The organism is Nocardia sp. NPDC088792 (genome assembly GCF_044750615.1).
In the GTDB taxonomy this organism is placed as follows: domain Bacteria; phylum Actinomycetota; class Actinomycetes; order Mycobacteriales; family Mycobacteriaceae; genus Nocardia.
The window spans coordinates 497,033-513,159 of the sequence record NZ_JBIVKC010000001.1; the positions used below are offsets into that span (position 1 = coordinate 497,033).

The following is a 16,127-nucleotide window of genomic DNA, read 5'->3' on the forward strand; positions in this document are numbered from 1 at the left end:
GCTATCGCACCGCACGATAAGCGGGCAATCCGACAATCACGCCGCCCAGCAGGGCGAGAACCATCAGCGCCACACCGAACAGGGTTGTGCCGGTCGGCAGTCCGACCGCATCGCTGAGGTACCCGGCGGTGACGGGCAGCACACCGGCGAGCAGGTAACCGCCGACATTCAGTGCCGCATTGGCCTCGGCCAGGCGAGCGGCCGGGATATGCGCGTTCAACAGCGACAAGCCACCCAGCTGACCCAGCCCCTGACCCGCGCCCGCCAGCAGGGCCGAGGCGATCAGCAGCGAAATCGACGCCAGGTGCACCGCACTCACCAGCGCGATCATGCTGAGCACCGTGCCCGCCGCGGACATGAGCATGATCGTGCGCCGGTTCATCGAACGCACCGCGAACTGCACCGCGGTGGCGGTGAGGAACATCCCGAATGCCATGGCGCCCGCGATGATTCGGCTACTGGAGCCGAGCAGGCCGGACAGCAGGGCCGGGCCCAGTGACAGCACGAAGGAGGTCGCGGTGATCCCGGGCGCGAACACGGCGATCCCGAGCATCGGGTGGCGGCCGTAGCCCTTCGGAACGCCCGGAATCCGCACCCACGACCCGCTGCCCCGGGTGGCCGGGCGGGCGATCGGCATGCGCAGCACCGTGACGATCGCCGTCACCAGCAGCAATGCCTCCACGACGAACACCGTGACCGTCGGGCCTGGCAGGGTTTCCGACAGTACGCCCGAGGCGAGCGGGCCCAGGCCGGCGCCGAAAACCATTGCGCACGAGGCGAGCAGCGCGGCCAGTGGCTTGCGGTGCGCACCCGCGACATCGGTCACCGCCGCCATTCCGGCGGAGACGGCCGCGCCCACCGCGATCCCGGTGAGCAGCCGCGCGATCATCAGCGCCGCGACACTGGTCGCGGTCGCGAAGACCACGCAGGCCACGACGGCGAGCAGCAGCGCGGGCAGCAGTACCGCCTTGCGTCCCAGCCGATCCGAGGCGAGGCCCGAGACCAGCAGCGACCCGAGCAGACCGGCGATGTAGCAGGCGAAGATCACCGTCAGCGTGCCCTTGGAGAAGCCGATGGCATGCTGCCACACCGTGTACAGCGGGGTCGCGGCGTTCGACAGTACGAAGACCGCGGTCACCGGCCAGGCCGCCAGCCACACCCACCGGTTCGGCGCATGGTGGTGTGCCGCCGTTTCCTGTTCCGCCCGAACGACAGTCGCGGGCCTTGCCTCGGTCACCGTCATGACCCTGCCTCCAACTCCGTAGTACGATTCGAGTCGAACTAGTTCGACTGGATTCGAACTTAGCACCAGTACGAGAAAAGTCGTACAAGAAGTTTCGACCGAAGGAAACAGGCATGTCAGCGACCGCCACCCACCGGTTCAAGGCGCACCCCGAACCCGCCAACCTTCCGAATGCCCTGCCGGAACCCGAGATTCAGGAACTCCGCCTGGAAGCCGTCCTCGGCGTGCTCGGCGACCCCCTGCGCTTGTTCATCGTCCAGCGACTGCTGCTCGACCGGGAGGCCTTCGACCACACCTGCGGCTGGTTCGGCATCGACCGCCCGAAGTCCTCGCTCACCCACCACTTCAAGGCGCTGCGCGAGGCCGGCCTGATCCGTCAGCGGCAATACGGCCTGGAACGCCGCAGTCACGTCCGCGTCGAGGATCTCGAGGAACGTTTTCCCGGCCTGCTGAACCTCATCGCCGACTGGTCGCCGCACGGTGTCCCACTCGTTGATCAGTGAATATTCCTTGACAGTAATATAACCTTTGGGGAATATTAAGCGCATGCCCGATGCCGCATTCTGGGCCGCACTGGCCGACCCGCAGCGCCGCGCGATACTCGCGCTGCTGCTGGAGAGCCCGCGACCCGTCACCGAGATCGCCGAGGCATGCGGGCTGAGCCAACCCGGCACTTCCAAACATCTGCGGGTGCTGCGCGAGGCGGGACTGGTGGTGGTGCGCGTGGACGCGCAGCGCCGCGTCTACGCCCTCGACCCGGCCCCGATGGCAGCCCTCGATGCCTGGCTGGCGCCCTACCGGCAGCTCTGGAGCGAACGCCTGGACGCGCTGGGCCGCCGTCTCGATGCCACCGCAGCACGCGAAGCCACACCCCGAAAGGACTGATCGCCATGACCGCCACCCCGACCGGCGCCTACCTCATCCTCGACGACGGCCGCCCCGCCGTCCGTCTCAGCCGCGAGTACGACCATCCGATCGACCGTGTCTGGCACCTCGTCACCGATGCCGACGAACTGGCGCACTGGTTCCCGTCCCGCGCGGAGATCGACCTCCGCCCCGGCGGCAGCATCCGCTTCAGCGGCGACCCCAACCTGGAGGATACGAAAGGTCAGGTGCTGTCGGTGAATCCACCGCACCATCTCGCCTTCAGCTGGAGCACCGACGAACTCCGGTTCGACCTGGAGTCATTGGGGGACAATCGAACCCGGTTCACCCTCACCAATATCCTGTCCGCTCCCGATACCGCCGCCCGTAACGGCGCGGGCTGGGACGTCTGCCTCGGCGCCCTCGACGCGTATGTCGCGGACCGGGATTTCGGCGGTCCGCACGCCGGTCACACGCCTGCCTGGGAGGACCTCTATGCCGCCTATATCGCGGCCGGCACGCCATCGGGCGCGGTCATTCCCGGCAGGTGAATTCTTGCCCGACACGCGATCGTCGTACCGAGCACGGTGACATTCTTGAAACCACCGGGAATCCCGGCGATTTCATACCTTGACGATTGGATAGTTCACAGTGCTTACAACAGAATTCGTAACCGGATCTCCGAATTGGCTCGACCTCGGCAGCAATGACACGCAGGCGTCGGCCGCCTTCTACGCGGCGGTGTTCGGATGGAGTTTCATGGCGGGTCCGCCGGAAGCCGGCGGGTACGGGTTCCTGCAGAAGGACGGCAAGACCGTCGCCGGCCTCGGACCGGTGATGAACCCCGAGGCGAGCCCCGCGTGGAAGGTGTACTTCTCGACCCCGGACGCGGACGCCACCGCCAAGGCGGTCGAGCAGGGCGGGGGCGCGATCGCGAGCCAGCCGATGGACGTCATGACCGCCGGGCGGATGGCCGATCTCGCCGATCCGCAGGGCGCCGAGTTCGCGATCTGGCAGCCGGGCGATATCAAGGGCGTCGACCTGGCCAATGAGGCGGACACGCTGGTGTGGGTGGAACTGCACGTCGCCGACACCGCCGCGGCGGCGACCTTCTACGGCACGCTCTTCAACTGGCGCACGGCCACGGACGATATGCCGGGGATGCCGTACACCATTCTGTCCACCGGCGAGGGCGAGCAGGAGGCGTCCTCGTTCGGTGGTATCGCGCCGTTCATGGAGGAGAGCGAAACCCCGCGCTGGCTGGTGTATTTCGGCGCCGAAGACGTCGACGGCCGGGTCGCGGCCGCCACCGAGGCGGGCGGCTCGGTGCTGGTGCCGCCCATGGATATTCCGGGCGTCGGCCGGTTCGCCATTCTCGCCGATCCGGCGGCCGCGCAGTTCGCCCTGCTGAAGGGGACCCCGTCGGCCTGATCGCCATCGTGCCGGGTACCCACGCGGTTCCCGGCACGCCGGTCACGGCAGCCCGTCGATGCGCACGTTGTAGGTGATGTTGTTGCCTTGCAGCGAGACGACCGAGATCGTCGCGGGGTACTGGTTGCCGCGGTCGGTGATCGTGCACACGACGATCGCGCCGTTCTGCGCGGGAAGGTCGCTCGGGCAGGTGATCCGATCCGCGTTGTGCCCCTCGTCGTTCCGGAAGTCCGAGCCGATGGCGTTGACCAGCTCGTTCCGCGTCACCACATCGCCCTGGTCCGACACGCTGGTCGTCGGCGCGGACGAGGCCGTCGGCGCGGGCACCGAAGTCCGGCCGCCGGGCTTGCCGGTACTGCTCGAAGCCCAGGCGAGGACAGCGCCGAGCACGATCAGCGCGATCGCGCCGGCGCCGAGGAGGATCCAGAGCCGGGTCCGATTCGGTGCCGGGACAGGGGTCGCCGCGGCGGGCGGTGGCCCGAAATCGAGTGGCGGGCCTTGCAGATCGGCGGTGAGCGCCGACAATTCGCCGCGGGTCTTGGCCGACATTGCCGCGTGCGTCCGTTCGTCGTGTTCGGCGAAGTCGAGTTCACCGTCCGCGTAGGCGGTGTCCAGCCGTGCGCACACCGTCGAGCGATCGATATCGCTCGCGCGCTTGGCCCTCTCGTCTGGATTGGTCACCGTTCGCTCCGATCTCACGCCGCAGTGCTGTATCACATAGTGGATCAGTGCACGTCCGAATGCTTGCCGGTCGCGGTAAGTCGCGCGGGTGACCGGCGGCGTAGGCGGCTGCCGGCAGGGTTCAGGCGGTGAGTTCCGGATTCTCGGCCGGGGTGGGCGGCCACGGCTCGGGGCTGACGTTCGCGGGTTTGGTGGAGGGTGTGCCGTCCCAGTCGAAATGAACGCCGACCCAGGCCTTCGGACGTTCGAAGAGGACTTCGCGCGCGTCGAAGGACACGCGGCGGAAGGAGATCGCGCCGAAGAAATCCGCGCCGGTGAAGGACACGCTGCGTCCCGCGAACACCGCATCGGCGAAGGACACCTTGCCGTGCAGTTCGGCGCGCAGGAAGGAGATTTCCTGGCTGCGCCGCCAGCGATTGCCCGCACCCAGGTGCGCGCAGTCGAAGGCGCACGACTCGGCGTAGAAGCGGACGCCGGTGAAAAGCGCTCGGGCGCCGGTGAATTCGCTGCCGGTGAAGGTGACGCGGTCGCCGTCGAAGATGGCGCGCTCGAAGGTGACCAGATCACCGGTGAAGGTGGCGTTGGCGAAGCTGGTGCGATCACCGGCGAAGGTGGACCGGGTGAAGTCGGTCTGCGCGCCCGCGAATTCCGTGCCCTCGAAGGTCACCGTGCCGCCGAAGGTGGTGTCGACGAAGGTGGTTCCGCTGCCGTCCCGATCCGGTTTGGTGACCTCGGTGGGCGCGAACACCGCGTGATCGAAGGTGGTGGTATTGCGGAACATGGCGCCGCGGAAGGTGATCCGCTTCCCCAGGAACCGGGCCTTCTCGAAGCTGGTGCCGTGCGAGCCGATGAACATGGCGTCGGTGAAGCGGGTATTGCGCCCGGCGAAGATGGCGTAGCGGAAGTCGGCGTCCTCGAAGACCGCGTCGGTGAAGTCGAAATCATAGGCGGACCAGGAGACTTCGGCGGAGTCGCGGAGGTGCTCACCGATCACCCGGACGATGGTGTCGCGGACCTGGCGGTCGTTCTGGCGGAAGTTGTAGATGCGCTCGACCGCGGTGCCGGTGTCCTCGATGCGCTGGGATTTGGACACCAGGTGACTGTTGCCCTCATCCGGCATGTAGGGCAGCCGCAGGTAGCCGCACAGCACGTCCACGCACTGCTGGCGGCGGCCGCGCGCCGAGAATTCGTCGGCCACGCCCGCCATGGCGTAGACGCCGGCGATACGCACCGCCACATCGGCGTCACCGAGCTGGCGGGCGGCGGCGCCGAACACTTCGGAGAAGCGGCCGCGTTCCAGGTCCCGCTGCCGCCGGTACGCCACCACCAGCGCCACCGCGCCACCCACGCCGGCGGTGACCGATAGCGCAATCTTGGTGAGGTCCAGTTGATTCGGGGTCTCGGTCTTGGCGCCCAGCAGGTACCAGAGCAGCCACCAGGTGAGGGCCGCGACGGCCAGCCCACCCACGACCGCCGCCAGTACCGACAACAAGAGCGCCGACCGATGTATCGTCCGGTTCAGCGTGCCCCCGAACCTCCACCGTCGCATAGCAGAAGATTAGCGACAGCGGCCGCACGGCGCACCGGATGTGAGGATTCCGGTCCACGCCACGCGTTTTCGATGCCGACCGGCCGTCACGGGACAGCCCCAGGCCATACCGTGCGGACGGATTTCATTCGCGATGCGGCGCCGGATACCCAGTGGCACAAGGCATTTGTCCGGAATATCGCGGCCCGCCCGAAATACGGCATCCGCCCGGCGGGAGATCTCCCACCGGGCGGATGCCGACTTGCGATTCCTACACCGTCAGACCGAGGCCCCGCCGCGTCAGGCCGCTTCGGCGTTGCGGCGCAAGCCGATGCCCGCCGCACCGAGGCAGGCCAGCGCCACCACGATGACGAACCACGGGAACACGGTGCTCAGGCTCCAGGTGGTGGCGGCCCAGCCGGCGATCACGGTCGGCACCGCCATGGCCGAGTAGGCCAGCAGGTAGTAGGCCGACATGGTCTCGCCCCGCTTGTGCTGCGGCACAACATTGGACAGGTGCCGCAGCGACCCACCGAAGCCGAGACCGAAGGTGCCGCCGAGCGCGACCCCGGCGAGCAGCACCAGCACCCAGTTGTGGGTGTTCAGCGCCGGAATGGTCACCAGCAGCGCCACCGCCATACCGATATCGCCGATGATGGCCGCACGCCGGGCGGTCACGCCACCCGCCATGGCCTGCGCCAGCGCGCCCGCCGTCGCGGTCGAGGCCACCACCGCGCCGCCGAAGACCAGATTGTGGATACCGGTCTTGGACTGCGCCAGCGACGGATACAGCGAGAGCAGCACGCCCAGCACCGACCAGGCCGCCATCACGCCCAGCGCCGAGAACCAGAAGTCGGCGCGAATCTCCTGCGGTACAGCGGGCTTGGCAATGGTGATGCGCCCGGCCTTGCGCGCCGTGTGCGGCTCCTCCAGCACCAGCATGCCGACCGCGATCAGCACGCACAGCACCGTGATCACCAGGTACGGGGTGCGCAGCGGGTGCGGTGCGTACTGCGCGAGCACGGCCGAACCCAGAATGGCCACCGCCATACCGACATTGAAGGCCACCCCGGACAGCTGACCCGTGCGGGCGCCGTCCTTGGGCCGCAGATCCAGCAGCGCCGCCGAGCCGGCCACCACGGTCGCGCCGACCGCGGCGCCGTGCAGCGCCCGCGCGAGCAGCAGCATCGCGACATTGTCGGCGAACAGGAAGACCACCAGTCCGACGATCATGAGCCCGAAGGCCCCCAGCAGCACCGGCTTCCGCCCGACCACATCCGAGATGCGGCCCGAGACCAGCACCGCGCCCAGCGCGGCCACCGCGTAGGTGGCGAAGACGAAGGTGGTGGTCAAGGACGAGAAGTGCCAGCTCTGCTGATAGAGCCCGTACAGCGGCGCCGGGGCTCCCGACACGCCGAGGGCCACGCCACTCGCGATCAGGATCAGCGCGTACGCCCAGGTCTGACTACCCTGCTCGGCCCGAGTCGCAGCTTGTGTTGTCGCTACCATCACAGACTCCATCAGGTAAGTTCGATTAACATCGAACCTGACGGTACACCCGGTTTGACAATCATCAAACCAGTACAGGAAGTGAGGTGGATCATGTCCGACGCCACCACGCCCCCCGGAGTGGCAGAACTCCCCGCGATCCTGGGCGCCCTACAGGACCCGGTCCGCCTCGAGATGGTCCGCCGGCTCGGCAATGCCGGCACCGCCGTGCGCTGTACCGACCTCTATGAAACCGTCGGCAAATCGACCGCATCGCACCACTTCAAGATCCTGCGCGAGGCCGGCGTGACCGAGCGGGTCATGGTCGACGGCAATATCTGGCAGCGACTGCGCACCGAAGCGATGGACGAGGCATTCCCCGGCCTGCTCACCGCCGTCATCGACGCCGCCAATCAGGACCTCGATCCAACCCGGAAATGACCGACACGCCCAGCCGGACGTGCGATACCGTCGCAAAATGCGTATTCGCTCTGTCCGGCCGGAAGAACTGACAATCCTGCAGGGGATCGAAGTAGCCACCGGAGAACCGTTCCGCACCATCGGAATGATCGAAATCGCCGATGATCCGCCGCCGGCCCTCGAAATGCTCGAAGAGTATCGGCGGTCGGGACGGGCCTGGGTGGCCGCCGACGAACACGATGACCCGGTGGCGTATCTGATCAGCCGTCCCGTGGACGGCACCGAATACATCGCGCAGGTATCGGTGCATCCGCGGATGGCGCGCCGCGGTATCGGACGGGAACTCATCGAGCATGCGGCCGGACACGCGCGGGCCGCCGGGCTTTCCGCCCTCACCCTGACCACATTCGTCGAAGTGCCTTGGAACGCACCGTATTACGAGCAACTCGGCTTCCGGCAGCTCGACGCCGCCGAACTGCCGCCGGAATTACGCAAGATCCGGGAGCAGGAGGCGGATGTGGGGCTGGACCGGTGGCCGCGCACCGCCATGTGGCGGGAACTGTAAGCGCCGCCATGTGGCGGGAACCGTAAGCACGAAGTGCGCGTCAGACCCTGGCGCGCACTTCGTTCAATTGCGTACGGAGCGAATCGTTCTCGCGGCGCAGCTCGGCGATCTCGGCCTCCAGGCGCTGACGATCCGCCGCGGCGTCCCGGCGCTCCAGGGCAATGGCCTCATCGAGACGTTCCTTGGTGAACCGCGGGCGGATGTACTTCACGCAGTTCCAGTTGTAGGCCTCGACACTGATCACGATGGCGCGTTCGGTGATCTTCTGAATGGCCCCGTTGTAGGCGGAAGCCACCCGATCGACCAGGTCGGGATCGTCGGCGCGCTCCACCATGCGGGCGGTGCCGTAGACCTTCAGGCGCTGCCGCAGCGGATAGTCGATGAAGAACAGCGCCACCCGGTTGTTCTCGGTCAGATTGCCGACCGTCACATACTGCCGGTTGCCGGACAGATCGGCGAACGCGACAGTGTGCTTGTCCAGCACCTGCACGAAACCCTGTGGGCCGCCCCGATGCTGGATGTAGGGCCAGCCGTCCGGAGTGACGGTGCCGAGGAAGAACGAATCCGAGTTCCGGATGAAACCGCTCTCGTGCAATTCGAGTTCCTGCGGGCCGTCCGGGCGTTCCGTCAGCTGGGCGCCGTAATCCGGGAAGCTGCCGGCCTGCCGCTGCTTCTCCACCGCGGCCGGTGAGAAGACGATCTGCGCATAGCGATTCGACACGGCGACTCCCTTCGAAACATCCCAGGAATCGAATCTACCAGTGGGTAGCGGTCACCCGGCCGGGGGCGGCGCTGCGGGGGCGGCCGGCTTGTTGTTCAGGTAGCGGTCGATCTTCCAGCCGATATCGGTCTTCTTCAGGATGAAGAACTCGCGATAACGATCCGTCGACTCGGTATCGTCCGTGAGCGACGTGGTCGCGACCTCACTGCTGGTGCGCACGAAGGCCTGATCGCCGTAGATGCGGACCTCGTCGTAATTGTGGGTCGCCTGGCCGAAACGGATCGCCTGGAACGTATCCGCGTAGGCGGTGCGCAGGGCCGCCGTGCCCTGCACGGTCTCGGCGCCGGCCAGCTCCAGCACCCCGTCCGGGGTGTAGGCGTCCACCGCGGCGTTCAGATTGTTCTGGCCCAGCGAATCGAAATACGCCTGCACCGCATGCTTGACCGCCGACTCCTGCGGCGCGGTGGTGTCCGCGGCTTCCGAATTTCCGCCACACCCGCCGAGCAGCGCCATCGCCGCTATCGCGCCCGCCAATCGCGCCACCAGCGCCATTCCACTCCTCAATCCGATGGATCCGAGTCCGCCCCCGCGGGAAGAGAATAGGGGGCAACCCGGCGGATGCGGAAAACGGCACGCAGATCGGGGCAGCGGGGGCGCTCAGGAGAGCGGGAGAGACTTCCACCAATTCACGACACCACTCGGCGTCGCGGACTCACCGTGGGTGTACAGCAGCACCGTCTCCCGCCGCGGATCATCGAAGAACGACGTCGCGAAGATCATGGACGGTTTATCCGGCGGACCGTCGAATCGGTAGTTGGAGTAGGACTTTCCGCCGCACGTCTCGGTGAACCCGGGGTCCTCCGCAGACGAGGCGAACGGCCGCACCTGACTCGCCGCCCACCTGGCGCTGGCAGCGGAACGGAAGGCCAGCAGCTGGAACTCCTGCACGTCGTGACCACGCGAATACGTGCAGTACCAGGCCGCCACCCAACCGGAGAACGCCTCCCGCGGCTTGAAATCCGCCGTCTCATGCTCCGCCGACTGACAGTTCGAGCCCTGGAAGCCGGTGCCTGCCGAGCCGGTTGCGGGCACCAAACCCGGGAAAGCACTGCTCATTTCGGTGATTTCCGGCAATACCGGCTTGGGCTTCGCCGACCGGCCCGACGGCGTCGTGAGAAACAGCGCCAGTGCCAGCGCCGCCGCCAGGCAGACGCCGATGAACACCGCGGCCCGGGCCCGGCCATTCCACCACACTCGCCGCCGTGGTTCGGGCTCGGGCGCAGGCACTTTCGCATGACGGCCGGTGTTCGGGCCGAGCAGATCGGAGATACCGACCGCACCGGAACGCGCGGCGACCGGCGCGGCCCGCGGCTTCGGCATTGGCATTGGCATTGGCATTGGCGCGACCGCCTCGGCTTGCGGTGGCGCGGCCGTACGCATCCGCGGCGGGGGCAGGGCTGCCGCGACATCGAGGACCCGCAGGGCGGCCGCGGCGAAATCGCTGCACGAGGGATACCGGTCCGCGGAACGCTTGGCCAGGGCACGCGCCAGCACCGCATCGAGCTCGCTGGGCAGGTCCGGACGGACGCTGGCGAGGGGGCGCGGACTGTCGTACAGGTGCGCCTTCACGAGTGCGCCGATATCGGTGCCGGGATACGGGCCGGCGCCGGTCAGCAGCCGAAACAGGGTGCAGGCCAAGGAGTATTGATCCGACCGGTGATCCACCGGCATGTCCTGCAACTGCTCCGGCGAGGCGTAGGCGATGGTCGCCATGACCGAACCGGAACCGGTGAGCCGGCCGGTGTCCTCCTGTAATCGGGCAATCCCGAAATCGGTGAGCACCACGCCCGCCTGCTGGTCGCGGGTCTCGCGGGCGAGCAGGATATTGGCGGGCTTCACATCTCGATGCAGGACGCCGACCCGATGCGCGTAATCCAGTGCGTCGGCGGTGGCCATGACGATCTCCACGGCGCGTTCCGGCGACATGTCCGGCACGGCTTCGGCCTCGACGCCGTCGACGTACTGCATGGCGATCCACAGCCGGCCGTGCTCGGCGCCGCGGTCATAGACGGTCACGATGCCGGGGTGATTCAACCGCGCCGCCAGATCGGCCTCGCGTTCGAAGCGCGCGTGGATCTGGCTGTGCCCGTGATATTCCGGGTTCAGCAACTTGAGCGCGATCCACCGCGGCAGGCGTGGATGCCGGGCCAGATAGACGGACCCCATCCCGCCGCGCCCCAGCTCACGTTCTATGACATAACCGGCGAAACTCTCACCCGGCTCGAGCACATCCCCTCCCACGGCCGACCAGGGAAATCATAGCCACGCAGGAGCGGAAATGACGTGTCCGATTTCCGCCGGTATCGGCCGGGTGAGGCGGGCAGATTGGAGTGCGGAACATCGAAACAGACGAAAGGATTCGCGATGAGCGTGTACACCACGATCGACAGCCCGCTCGGCGAGCTACTGCTGGTCGGGGAATCCCTCGGCAACACCACCACCCTCACCCGCGTCGCCATGCCCGGGCAGAAGAGCTTCGCGGTACAGCCGGAGTGGGTGCGCGACGACGCCGCGTTCGACGGGATCATCGCCCAGCTCCGCGCGTACTTCGCCGGTGAACTCACCCGCTTCGATATCGAATTCGCCAGTGCGGGCAGCGAATTCCAGCAGCAGGTGTGGCAGGCGCTGGACGAGATCCCCTACGGCGAGACCGTCACCTACGGCCGCATCGCGGCGGATATCGGCGCGCCCCGCTCGGCCGTGCGCGCGGTCGGCGCGGCCATCGGAGCCAATCCCCTGCTGATCATCCGCCCCTGCCACCGCGTACTCGGCGCGAACGGCTCCCTCACCGGCTACGCGGGCGGCATCGAGCGCAAGCAGCAACTGCTGGAGCTCGAACATGCCGCGTGACCCGGTGGCGGAACAGGATTGGGCCGCCTTGGCGAGCGATCTCGGCGAGCAGGGGTACGCGCTGACCGGTCCGTTGCTCAGCGGTGCCGAATGCGGCGGTCTCGCGGACCTTTTCGACGAGACCGACCGCTTCCGCTCCACCGTCGACATGGCCCGGCACCGCTTCGGCTCGGGCCGGTACCGGTACTTCACCCACGATCTACCGGAACCGGTTCGCGCCCTGCGGGAAGCGTTCTACCCGCGCCTGCTGCCCATCGCCCGGGACTGGGCCGACCGTCTCGGGCGGCCCGGTTCCTGGCCCGACCGGTTCGACGACTGGCTCGACCGCTGCCATCGCGCCGGTCAAACCCAATCCAGCCAGATCCTGCTCCGCTACGGTCCCGGCGACTGGAACGCCCTGCACCGAGACCTGTTCGGCGACATGATCTTCCCGCTGCAAGTGGTCGTCGGCCTGGACACGCCCGGCGCCGACTACACCGGCGGCGAATTCCTCATGCTCGAACAACGCCCCCGCGCCCAATCCCGCGGCACCGCAATCCCTCTCCCCCAGGGCCACGGACTCATCTTCACCACCCGCGACCGACCGGTCCGCTCTACCCGCGGCTGGTCCGCCGCCCCCATGCGGCACGGCGTCAGCACCATCCGCTCCGGCCACCGCCGCACCCTCGGCCTCGTCTTCCACGAAGCATGACCTTCACCCTGCTCGGCCCCGACGAAAAGCCCTACCCCAGCACCGTTCCCGGCACCCTGGGCGGCAACCGCCGCCTCCGCATCTACGGGCGCCTCGATTGCCCCTCGGCCTTACGCGCTCTGGCTCGTGGTCACTACAGCAGCCACCGCGTCTTCTTCGCCGACGAGGCCACCGCCCGCGCCGCGGGTTACCGTCCCTGTTCGGTCTGCATGCATGCGGCCTACCTCGACTGGAAGGCCGGCGCCTAGCGCTCGATCACTTCAACATGGCGTCGAGCATTCCGGGTTCATAAGATCCGCCCACCTGATGCGTAATCACATTGAGCCGATTGGCCGCATTGATCATCGCGACCACCCCGACAAGAGCCACGGTCTGATTATCGTCGTAATGCTTCCGCACCTCCGCCCAGGTCTCATCCGACACTCCTCGCCCACCGTCCGCCAGCCGAGTCCCTTCCTCGGCCAGCGCCAGCGCAGCCCGCTCCCCCGCACTGAACACATTCGAATCCCGCCAAGCCGCAACCATATTGACTCGCACCGCACTCACCCCCGCCGCCCCCAACTCCTTCGTATGCATATCAACACAAACCCCACACCCATTGATCTGACTGGCCCGCAACGAAACCAACTCCTGCGTAACCCGCGGCAACGCCGACTGCATAATCACCATGCTCGTATTAGCAAACCGCTTCCCGAACTTGGCCGCCAACTCATTCCCCATCAAATCAATCCGAGCGTCCATCACAACATCCGATCTCTCGCCATTCCGTACGAACACCAGACGCCGCCCACCCCACACCCATAACAGCCCTCATCTATGACATAGGTCACAGGTCCGATTCATCGCCCGGTCGCACCGTCGATCAACTCGCGCAGAATGTCCGCATGCCCGGCATGCCGACCGGTCTCCTCGATCAGGTGAGTGAGCGCCCACCGAACACTGGGAGCAGCACGACCCGAATGCGGCCGAGGGACCGGCGCACCAAGATCGGTGCACCCGTCCAGAACCTTGTTCGCCCGCTCCACCGCTTCCCGATAACGTTCGACAACATCGGCCACACTGTCCGCTGGCGCCGCGCGGAACGTCGCCGGCCAATCGGTCACGTTGTCCCCCAGAAACATCGACCGCTCGACGAATGTCAGATGATTCAACAACCCGAGCAGATTGGTCCCCGACGGCACCCCGGCCGTCCGCACCTGCGGCTCCGGCGCATCCTCGACCTTCGCAGCGATCGACATCCGGAGGTAGTCGAGAAATCCACGCAGGGTCTCCACCTCACTGCCCCCGGTCCGGGGCGGCGGGGTGTCACGGCGGGTACGGCGGGCAGCAGGCACGACAGTCTCCTTGATGGGGCAACCCAGCCAGTCTGCCCACGCGCACCACAACCCAGCACGAAAACTTGCCATTCCGGCAAGAACCACAACCGCAGCCCGCGGACAGAAGCGAGCTAGGAGCCCGCGTTCAGATAGTCGAGCTTGCCATCCAGATAGTCCGCGGCGGTCTGCTTCCGCGGACACGGCGGCTCGCACGGCGCGTGGATCTTCAAGATGCCTTCCGCACGTTGCCGATCCATCGGGAACACATACCCGCTCCCGCAGTCGTCCTGCACCCAACCGGATTCACCGCTCTGCTCTCTCATGGCTCAATGCTGAGAACCTGGAACCGGGTCGGTCGATGAACTTGCGGTTACTTGCGCAGATTCGTCTACCTGCTATCGGAATGCACCGAGCTGGAGGACTATTGAGGGCGGGGATCCAAGTAGGCGCAAGCAGTTGGATGGGAGCAAGATCATGCGGTTGCGGTTTCTCGGTAAGAGCGGGTCCGACAAGAAGAACTGTCCGAGCCTCTACTCCACCGACCAGGGCAGTTTCCTGGTTCAAGGGTGGAGGACCGGCAGTTCCGAGACTGTCGAGATTCCACATGTTCTGCTCGGGTTCGCCGGGCAGGAGGGCTACCTCGGCGCGGCCATGACCGATACGGGGAGAGGGACGTTCATGCTGTCGGGGCGGCCGGTCACCGATAGTGAGACGCTAGGGCAGCTGACCATGGAAGACTTCGAATCGGCGATCGAGGTTCCGAGGGCTGAGAGGATCTACTTCGGTGGAATTTCGCGGCATTGACGACTGGGATGACCTGTTTCACGAGTGCCGGGAATCGGCCTATCACATGGAGATTCGCGACGCCTACGCCGTGGCGAGCGAGTCCGAGCCGTTGCGGCGATTCCTCGCGGGCGAGCCGCCGCCGGCCTACGACAAGTCCGATTGGACCGGCCTCATCCGGGAGATGACCGGACGCGGGGTCACCGTGAGCCGAATCCGGGTGGTCACGGTGCCGCACAGCGACTATCAGCGCTGGCTGCTCTCGGTGACCGGCAAGAACGTCGATGCCGGTGAAGATATCCGTTATCTGCCAAGGCATCTCGCCGAACCAGCCGACCTGCCCACCGATGACTGGTGGTTGTTCGACGGGCGACGGGTTGCGTTCAACCTCGTCGATCGAGCGGGACGGCCGGCGGGTGTCGCGGTCACAACGGATCCGAAGGTCGCCGCGTACTGCCGTGGCGTGCGGGAACGACTGTGGCCCTCGGCTACGCCATACCGGGAGTACATCAGCGGATCCGCGGTGACCAGCGGGAAGTGACCGATTCGGTTCAAGAGGCACGGGAAGCTCTGGGCAAGCGACTCCGGGAGATTCGACGCGACGCCGGAATCACGGGCCGAGAGCTTGCCGCGCGCGAAGGCTGGCACGAGTCGAAAATCTCCCGCATAGAACACGGCAAAGCCAGGCCATCCGGTACCGACCTGCGCGCCTATTGCCACCACTGCGATGCGAACGACCAATTGCCGGACCTGCTCGCCAACCTGCACAATATCGACTCGGCCTGGCTCGAATGGCGGCGGCTGCTCGGAACCGGCGTAAAACGCGGCCAGCAACTGGCTCTGAAGCTGGCGTCCGAGACGACACTCATCCGGAACTATGAGCCACAGATCATTCCGGGCCTGCTGCAAACCGCTGAATACGCCGAAGCGAAACTCGGGCGGGTAATCGAGTTCTACCGCTTGCCCGACGACTTGGACGCAGGCGTATCCAAACGCATGGAACGACAACAGATCCTGTATCGCAGAGGCCGTCGCTTCCACTTCCTCGTCGGCGAAACAGCCCTCTACACAACGGTCGGCGACGACCACGTAATGCTCGGACAGCTCGACCGACTACAAGCAATCATCGGAATGCCCCGCGTCACGCTGGGGATCGTTCCACTCACCACCGAGGCAATCGTGGTCGTCGAAGGCTTCATGATGTTCGACAACCGCATGGTGAAGGTCGAGGCACACACCGCGGAATTGACGATCACGCAGCCACGCGAGATCGTCCTCTACGGCCGCGCCTTCGACATTCTCGCAGGTCAATCCCTGACCGGTGACGGTGCACGGGCGCTGATCCGGAAAGCGATCAATGCTCGGCAGGACACTTGAAACTGACGTTGCGTCAGGTTCCGGCCGGGTGAGCGCGAGCGGCTGCGGGCCGCTCGCGCACGGATGATTCCACCCGGTGCCGGGATCCCCGGCGCGGAAGGCTGACCGG

The 16,127-nt window shown here is 66.6% G+C and carries 22 protein-coding genes; 12 read left to right on the plus strand and 10 right to left on the minus strand.

The window, feature by feature from the left end:
* Position 1: 1 nt before the first annotated feature.
* The gene (locus ACIP5Y_RS02455; protein WP_400346889.1) at positions 2 to 1,243 is read right to left on the minus strand and encodes an MFS transporter; all 1,242 of its coding nucleotides are present in this window, start codon (positions 1,241 to 1,243) and stop codon (positions 2 to 4) included.
* Between the two features lie 113 nt (positions 1,244 to 1,356).
* Between ACIP5Y_RS02455 and ACIP5Y_RS02460 the strand changes: the two genes are divergently transcribed.
* The 4 genes from ACIP5Y_RS02460 (at position 1,357) to ACIP5Y_RS02475 (ending at position 3,538) form a co-directional block, all read left to right on the plus strand.
* A complete protein-coding gene (locus ACIP5Y_RS02460; RefSeq protein WP_400346892.1) occupies positions 1,357 to 1,746 on the plus strand; it encodes an ArsR/SmtB family transcription factor in 390 nt (129 codons plus the stop codon).
* A 43-nt stretch (positions 1,747 to 1,789) separates the two neighbouring features.
* Positions 1,790 to 2,128 carry an ArsR/SmtB family transcription factor gene (locus ACIP5Y_RS02465; protein WP_400346894.1) on the plus strand — a complete coding sequence of 113 codons (339 nt, stop codon included), beginning with the start codon at positions 1,790 to 1,792 and terminating at the stop codon, positions 2,126 to 2,128.
* Between the two features lie 5 nt (positions 2,129 to 2,133).
* Positions 2,134 to 2,658 carry an SRPBCC family protein gene (locus tag ACIP5Y_RS02470; protein ID WP_400346896.1) on the plus strand — a complete coding sequence of 175 codons (525 nt, stop codon included), beginning with the start codon at positions 2,134 to 2,136 and terminating at the stop codon, positions 2,656 to 2,658.
* A 100-nt stretch (positions 2,659 to 2,758) separates the two neighbouring features.
* Positions 2,759 to 3,538 carry a VOC family protein gene (locus ACIP5Y_RS02475; RefSeq protein WP_400346898.1) on the plus strand — a complete coding sequence of 260 codons (780 nt, stop codon included), beginning with the start codon at positions 2,759 to 2,761 and terminating at the stop codon, positions 3,536 to 3,538.
* A 42-nt stretch (positions 3,539 to 3,580) separates the two neighbouring features.
* On the opposite strand, the gene ACIP5Y_RS02480 is transcribed toward ACIP5Y_RS02475, so the two are convergent.
* The 3 genes from ACIP5Y_RS02480 to ACIP5Y_RS02490 all read right to left on the minus strand — a co-directional run bounded on the left by ACIP5Y_RS02480 (position 3,581) and on the right by ACIP5Y_RS02490 (position 7,256).
* The gene (locus tag ACIP5Y_RS02480) at positions 3,581 to 4,219 is read right to left on the minus strand and encodes a DUF1707 domain-containing protein (RefSeq protein WP_400346900.1); all 639 of its coding nucleotides are present in this window, start codon (positions 4,217 to 4,219) and stop codon (positions 3,581 to 3,583) included.
* 121 nt (positions 4,220 to 4,340) lie between these two features.
* Complete coding sequence (locus ACIP5Y_RS02485; protein ID WP_400346902.1) at positions 4,341 to 5,768, minus strand: pentapeptide repeat-containing protein; 1,428 nt, start codon at positions 5,766 to 5,768, stop codon at positions 4,341 to 4,343.
* A 279-nt stretch (positions 5,769 to 6,047) separates the two neighbouring features.
* Entirely contained in the window at positions 6,048 to 7,256 is a 1,209-nt protein-coding gene (locus ACIP5Y_RS02490; protein WP_400346904.1) for an MFS transporter, read from the minus strand.
* A 93-nt stretch (positions 7,257 to 7,349) separates the two neighbouring features.
* On the opposite strand from ACIP5Y_RS02490, the gene ACIP5Y_RS02495 reads away from it, so the two are divergent.
* Positions 7,350 to 7,676 carry an ArsR/SmtB family transcription factor gene (locus ACIP5Y_RS02495; RefSeq protein ID WP_400346906.1) on the plus strand — a complete coding sequence of 109 codons (327 nt, stop codon included), beginning with the start codon at positions 7,350 to 7,352 and terminating at the stop codon, positions 7,674 to 7,676.
* 37 nt (positions 7,677 to 7,713) lie between these two features.
* The gene (locus ACIP5Y_RS02500) at positions 7,714 to 8,220 is read left to right on the plus strand and encodes a GNAT family N-acetyltransferase (protein ID WP_400346908.1); all 507 of its coding nucleotides are present in this window, start codon (positions 7,714 to 7,716) and stop codon (positions 8,218 to 8,220) included.
* A gap of 40 nt (positions 8,221 to 8,260) precedes the next feature.
* Here ACIP5Y_RS02500 and ACIP5Y_RS02505 read toward each other — a convergent pair whose 3' ends face one another.
* From ACIP5Y_RS02505 to ACIP5Y_RS02515, 3 genes are all read right to left on the minus strand, one after another.
* On the minus strand, positions 8,261 to 8,941 hold the full coding sequence (locus ACIP5Y_RS02505; RefSeq protein WP_400346910.1) for a pyridoxamine 5'-phosphate oxidase family protein: 681 nt from the start codon (positions 8,939 to 8,941) through the stop codon (positions 8,261 to 8,263).
* A 51-nt stretch (positions 8,942 to 8,992) separates the two neighbouring features.
* On the minus strand, positions 8,993 to 9,493 hold the full coding sequence (locus tag ACIP5Y_RS02510; protein ID WP_400346912.1) for a YybH family protein: 501 nt from the start codon (positions 9,491 to 9,493) through the stop codon (positions 8,993 to 8,995).
* Between the two features lie 105 nt (positions 9,494 to 9,598).
* Entirely contained in the window at positions 9,599 to 11,230 is a 1,632-nt protein-coding gene (locus ACIP5Y_RS02515) for a serine/threonine-protein kinase (protein ID WP_400346913.1), read from the minus strand.
* A gap of 135 nt (positions 11,231 to 11,365) precedes the next feature.
* Between ACIP5Y_RS02515 and ACIP5Y_RS02520 the strand changes: the two genes are divergently transcribed.
* From ACIP5Y_RS02520 to ACIP5Y_RS02530, 3 genes are read left to right on the plus strand one after another with little or no spacing between them, the layout of a single operon-like run.
* Entirely contained in the window at positions 11,366 to 11,851 is a 486-nt protein-coding gene (locus ACIP5Y_RS02520) for a methylated-DNA--[protein]-cysteine S-methyltransferase (protein WP_400346914.1), read from the plus strand.
* Complete coding sequence (locus ACIP5Y_RS02525) at positions 11,841 to 12,542, plus strand: 2OG-Fe(II) oxygenase (protein ID WP_400346916.1); 702 nt, start codon at positions 11,841 to 11,843, stop codon at positions 12,540 to 12,542. The genes ACIP5Y_RS02520 and ACIP5Y_RS02525 overlap by 11 nt, the downstream gene beginning before the upstream one ends.
* Positions 12,539 to 12,790, plus strand: coding sequence for an Ada metal-binding domain-containing protein (locus tag ACIP5Y_RS02530; protein ID WP_400346918.1), 252 nt, complete (start codon positions 12,539 to 12,541; stop codon positions 12,788 to 12,790). Before ACIP5Y_RS02525 ends, ACIP5Y_RS02530 begins: the two co-directional genes overlap by 4 nt.
* 7 nt (positions 12,791 to 12,797) lie before the next feature.
* Here ACIP5Y_RS02530 and ACIP5Y_RS02535 read toward each other — a convergent pair whose 3' ends face one another.
* The 3 genes from ACIP5Y_RS02535 to ACIP5Y_RS02545 form a co-directional block, all read right to left on the minus strand.
* The gene (locus ACIP5Y_RS02535; RefSeq protein WP_400346919.1) at positions 12,798 to 13,283 is read right to left on the minus strand and encodes a carboxymuconolactone decarboxylase family protein; all 486 of its coding nucleotides are present in this window, start codon (positions 13,281 to 13,283) and stop codon (positions 12,798 to 12,800) included.
* 98 nt (positions 13,284 to 13,381) lie between these two features.
* Positions 13,382 to 13,876, minus strand: coding sequence for a DinB family protein (locus tag ACIP5Y_RS02540; protein WP_400346921.1), 495 nt, complete (start codon positions 13,874 to 13,876; stop codon positions 13,382 to 13,384).
* A 113-nt stretch (positions 13,877 to 13,989) separates the two neighbouring features.
* Positions 13,990 to 14,181: a hypothetical protein gene (locus tag ACIP5Y_RS02545; protein WP_400346922.1), complete on the minus strand. Its 192-nt coding sequence runs from the start codon at positions 14,179 to 14,181 to the stop codon at positions 13,990 to 13,992.
* A 151-nt stretch (positions 14,182 to 14,332) separates the two neighbouring features.
* Between ACIP5Y_RS02545 and ACIP5Y_RS02550 the strand changes: the two genes are divergently transcribed.
* Genes ACIP5Y_RS02550 through ACIP5Y_RS02560 form a run of 3 tightly spaced genes read left to right on the plus strand, consistent with a single transcriptional unit; the run spans position 14,333 to position 16,018 of the window.
* Positions 14,333 to 14,662 carry a hypothetical protein gene (locus tag ACIP5Y_RS02550; RefSeq protein WP_400346924.1) on the plus strand — a complete coding sequence of 110 codons (330 nt, stop codon included), beginning with the start codon at positions 14,333 to 14,335 and terminating at the stop codon, positions 14,660 to 14,662.
* A complete protein-coding gene (locus ACIP5Y_RS02555; protein WP_400346926.1) occupies positions 14,643 to 15,182 on the plus strand; it encodes a DUF6879 family protein in 540 nt (179 codons plus the stop codon). The genes ACIP5Y_RS02550 and ACIP5Y_RS02555 overlap by 20 nt, the downstream gene beginning before the upstream one ends.
* Entirely contained in the window at positions 15,179 to 16,018 is an 840-nt protein-coding gene (locus ACIP5Y_RS02560; RefSeq protein WP_400346927.1) for a helix-turn-helix domain-containing protein, read from the plus strand. Before ACIP5Y_RS02555 ends, ACIP5Y_RS02560 begins: the two co-directional genes overlap by 4 nt.
* The last annotated feature ends 109 nt before the right edge of the window (positions 16,019 to 16,127 follow it).

Coding starts and splice junctions, on each gene's coding strand:
- ACIP5Y_RS02455 (WP_400346889.1), bottom strand. CDS start 1,243: ATGACGGTGACCGAGGCAAGGCCCGCGACTGTCGTTCGGGCGGAACAG.
- ACIP5Y_RS02460 (WP_400346892.1), top strand. CDS start 1,357: ATGTCAGCGACCGCCACCCACCGGTTCAAGGCGCACCCCGAACCCGCC.
- ACIP5Y_RS02465 (WP_400346894.1), top strand. CDS start 1,790: ATGCCCGATGCCGCATTCTGGGCCGCACTGGCCGACCCGCAGCGCCGC.
- ACIP5Y_RS02470 (WP_400346896.1), top strand. CDS start 2,134: ATGACCGCCACCCCGACCGGCGCCTACCTCATCCTCGACGACGGCCGC.
- ACIP5Y_RS02485 (WP_400346902.1), bottom strand. CDS start 5,768: ATGCGACGGTGGAGGTTCGGGGGCACGCTGAACCGGACGATACATCGG.
- ACIP5Y_RS02490 (WP_400346904.1), bottom strand. CDS start 7,256: ATGGTAGCGACAACACAAGCTGCGACTCGGGCCGAGCAGGGTAGTCAG.
- ACIP5Y_RS02495 (WP_400346906.1), top strand. CDS start 7,350: ATGTCCGACGCCACCACGCCCCCCGGAGTGGCAGAACTCCCCGCGATC.
- ACIP5Y_RS02500 (WP_400346908.1), top strand. CDS start 7,714: ATGCGTATTCGCTCTGTCCGGCCGGAAGAACTGACAATCCTGCAGGGG.
- ACIP5Y_RS02510 (WP_400346912.1), bottom strand. CDS start 9,493: ATGGCGCTGGTGGCGCGATTGGCGGGCGCGATAGCGGCGATGGCGCTG.
- ACIP5Y_RS02520 (WP_400346914.1), top strand. CDS start 11,366: ATGAGCGTGTACACCACGATCGACAGCCCGCTCGGCGAGCTACTGCTG.
- ACIP5Y_RS02525 (WP_400346916.1), top strand. CDS start 11,841: ATGCCGCGTGACCCGGTGGCGGAACAGGATTGGGCCGCCTTGGCGAGC.
- ACIP5Y_RS02530 (WP_400346918.1), top strand. CDS start 12,539: ATGACCTTCACCCTGCTCGGCCCCGACGAAAAGCCCTACCCCAGCACC.
- ACIP5Y_RS02535 (WP_400346919.1), bottom strand. CDS start 13,283: ATGGACGCTCGGATTGATTTGATGGGGAATGAGTTGGCGGCCAAGTTC.
- ACIP5Y_RS02545 (WP_400346922.1), bottom strand. CDS start 14,181: ATGAGAGAGCAGAGCGGTGAATCCGGTTGGGTGCAGGACGACTGCGGG.
- ACIP5Y_RS02550 (WP_400346924.1), top strand. CDS start 14,333: ATGCGGTTGCGGTTTCTCGGTAAGAGCGGGTCCGACAAGAAGAACTGT.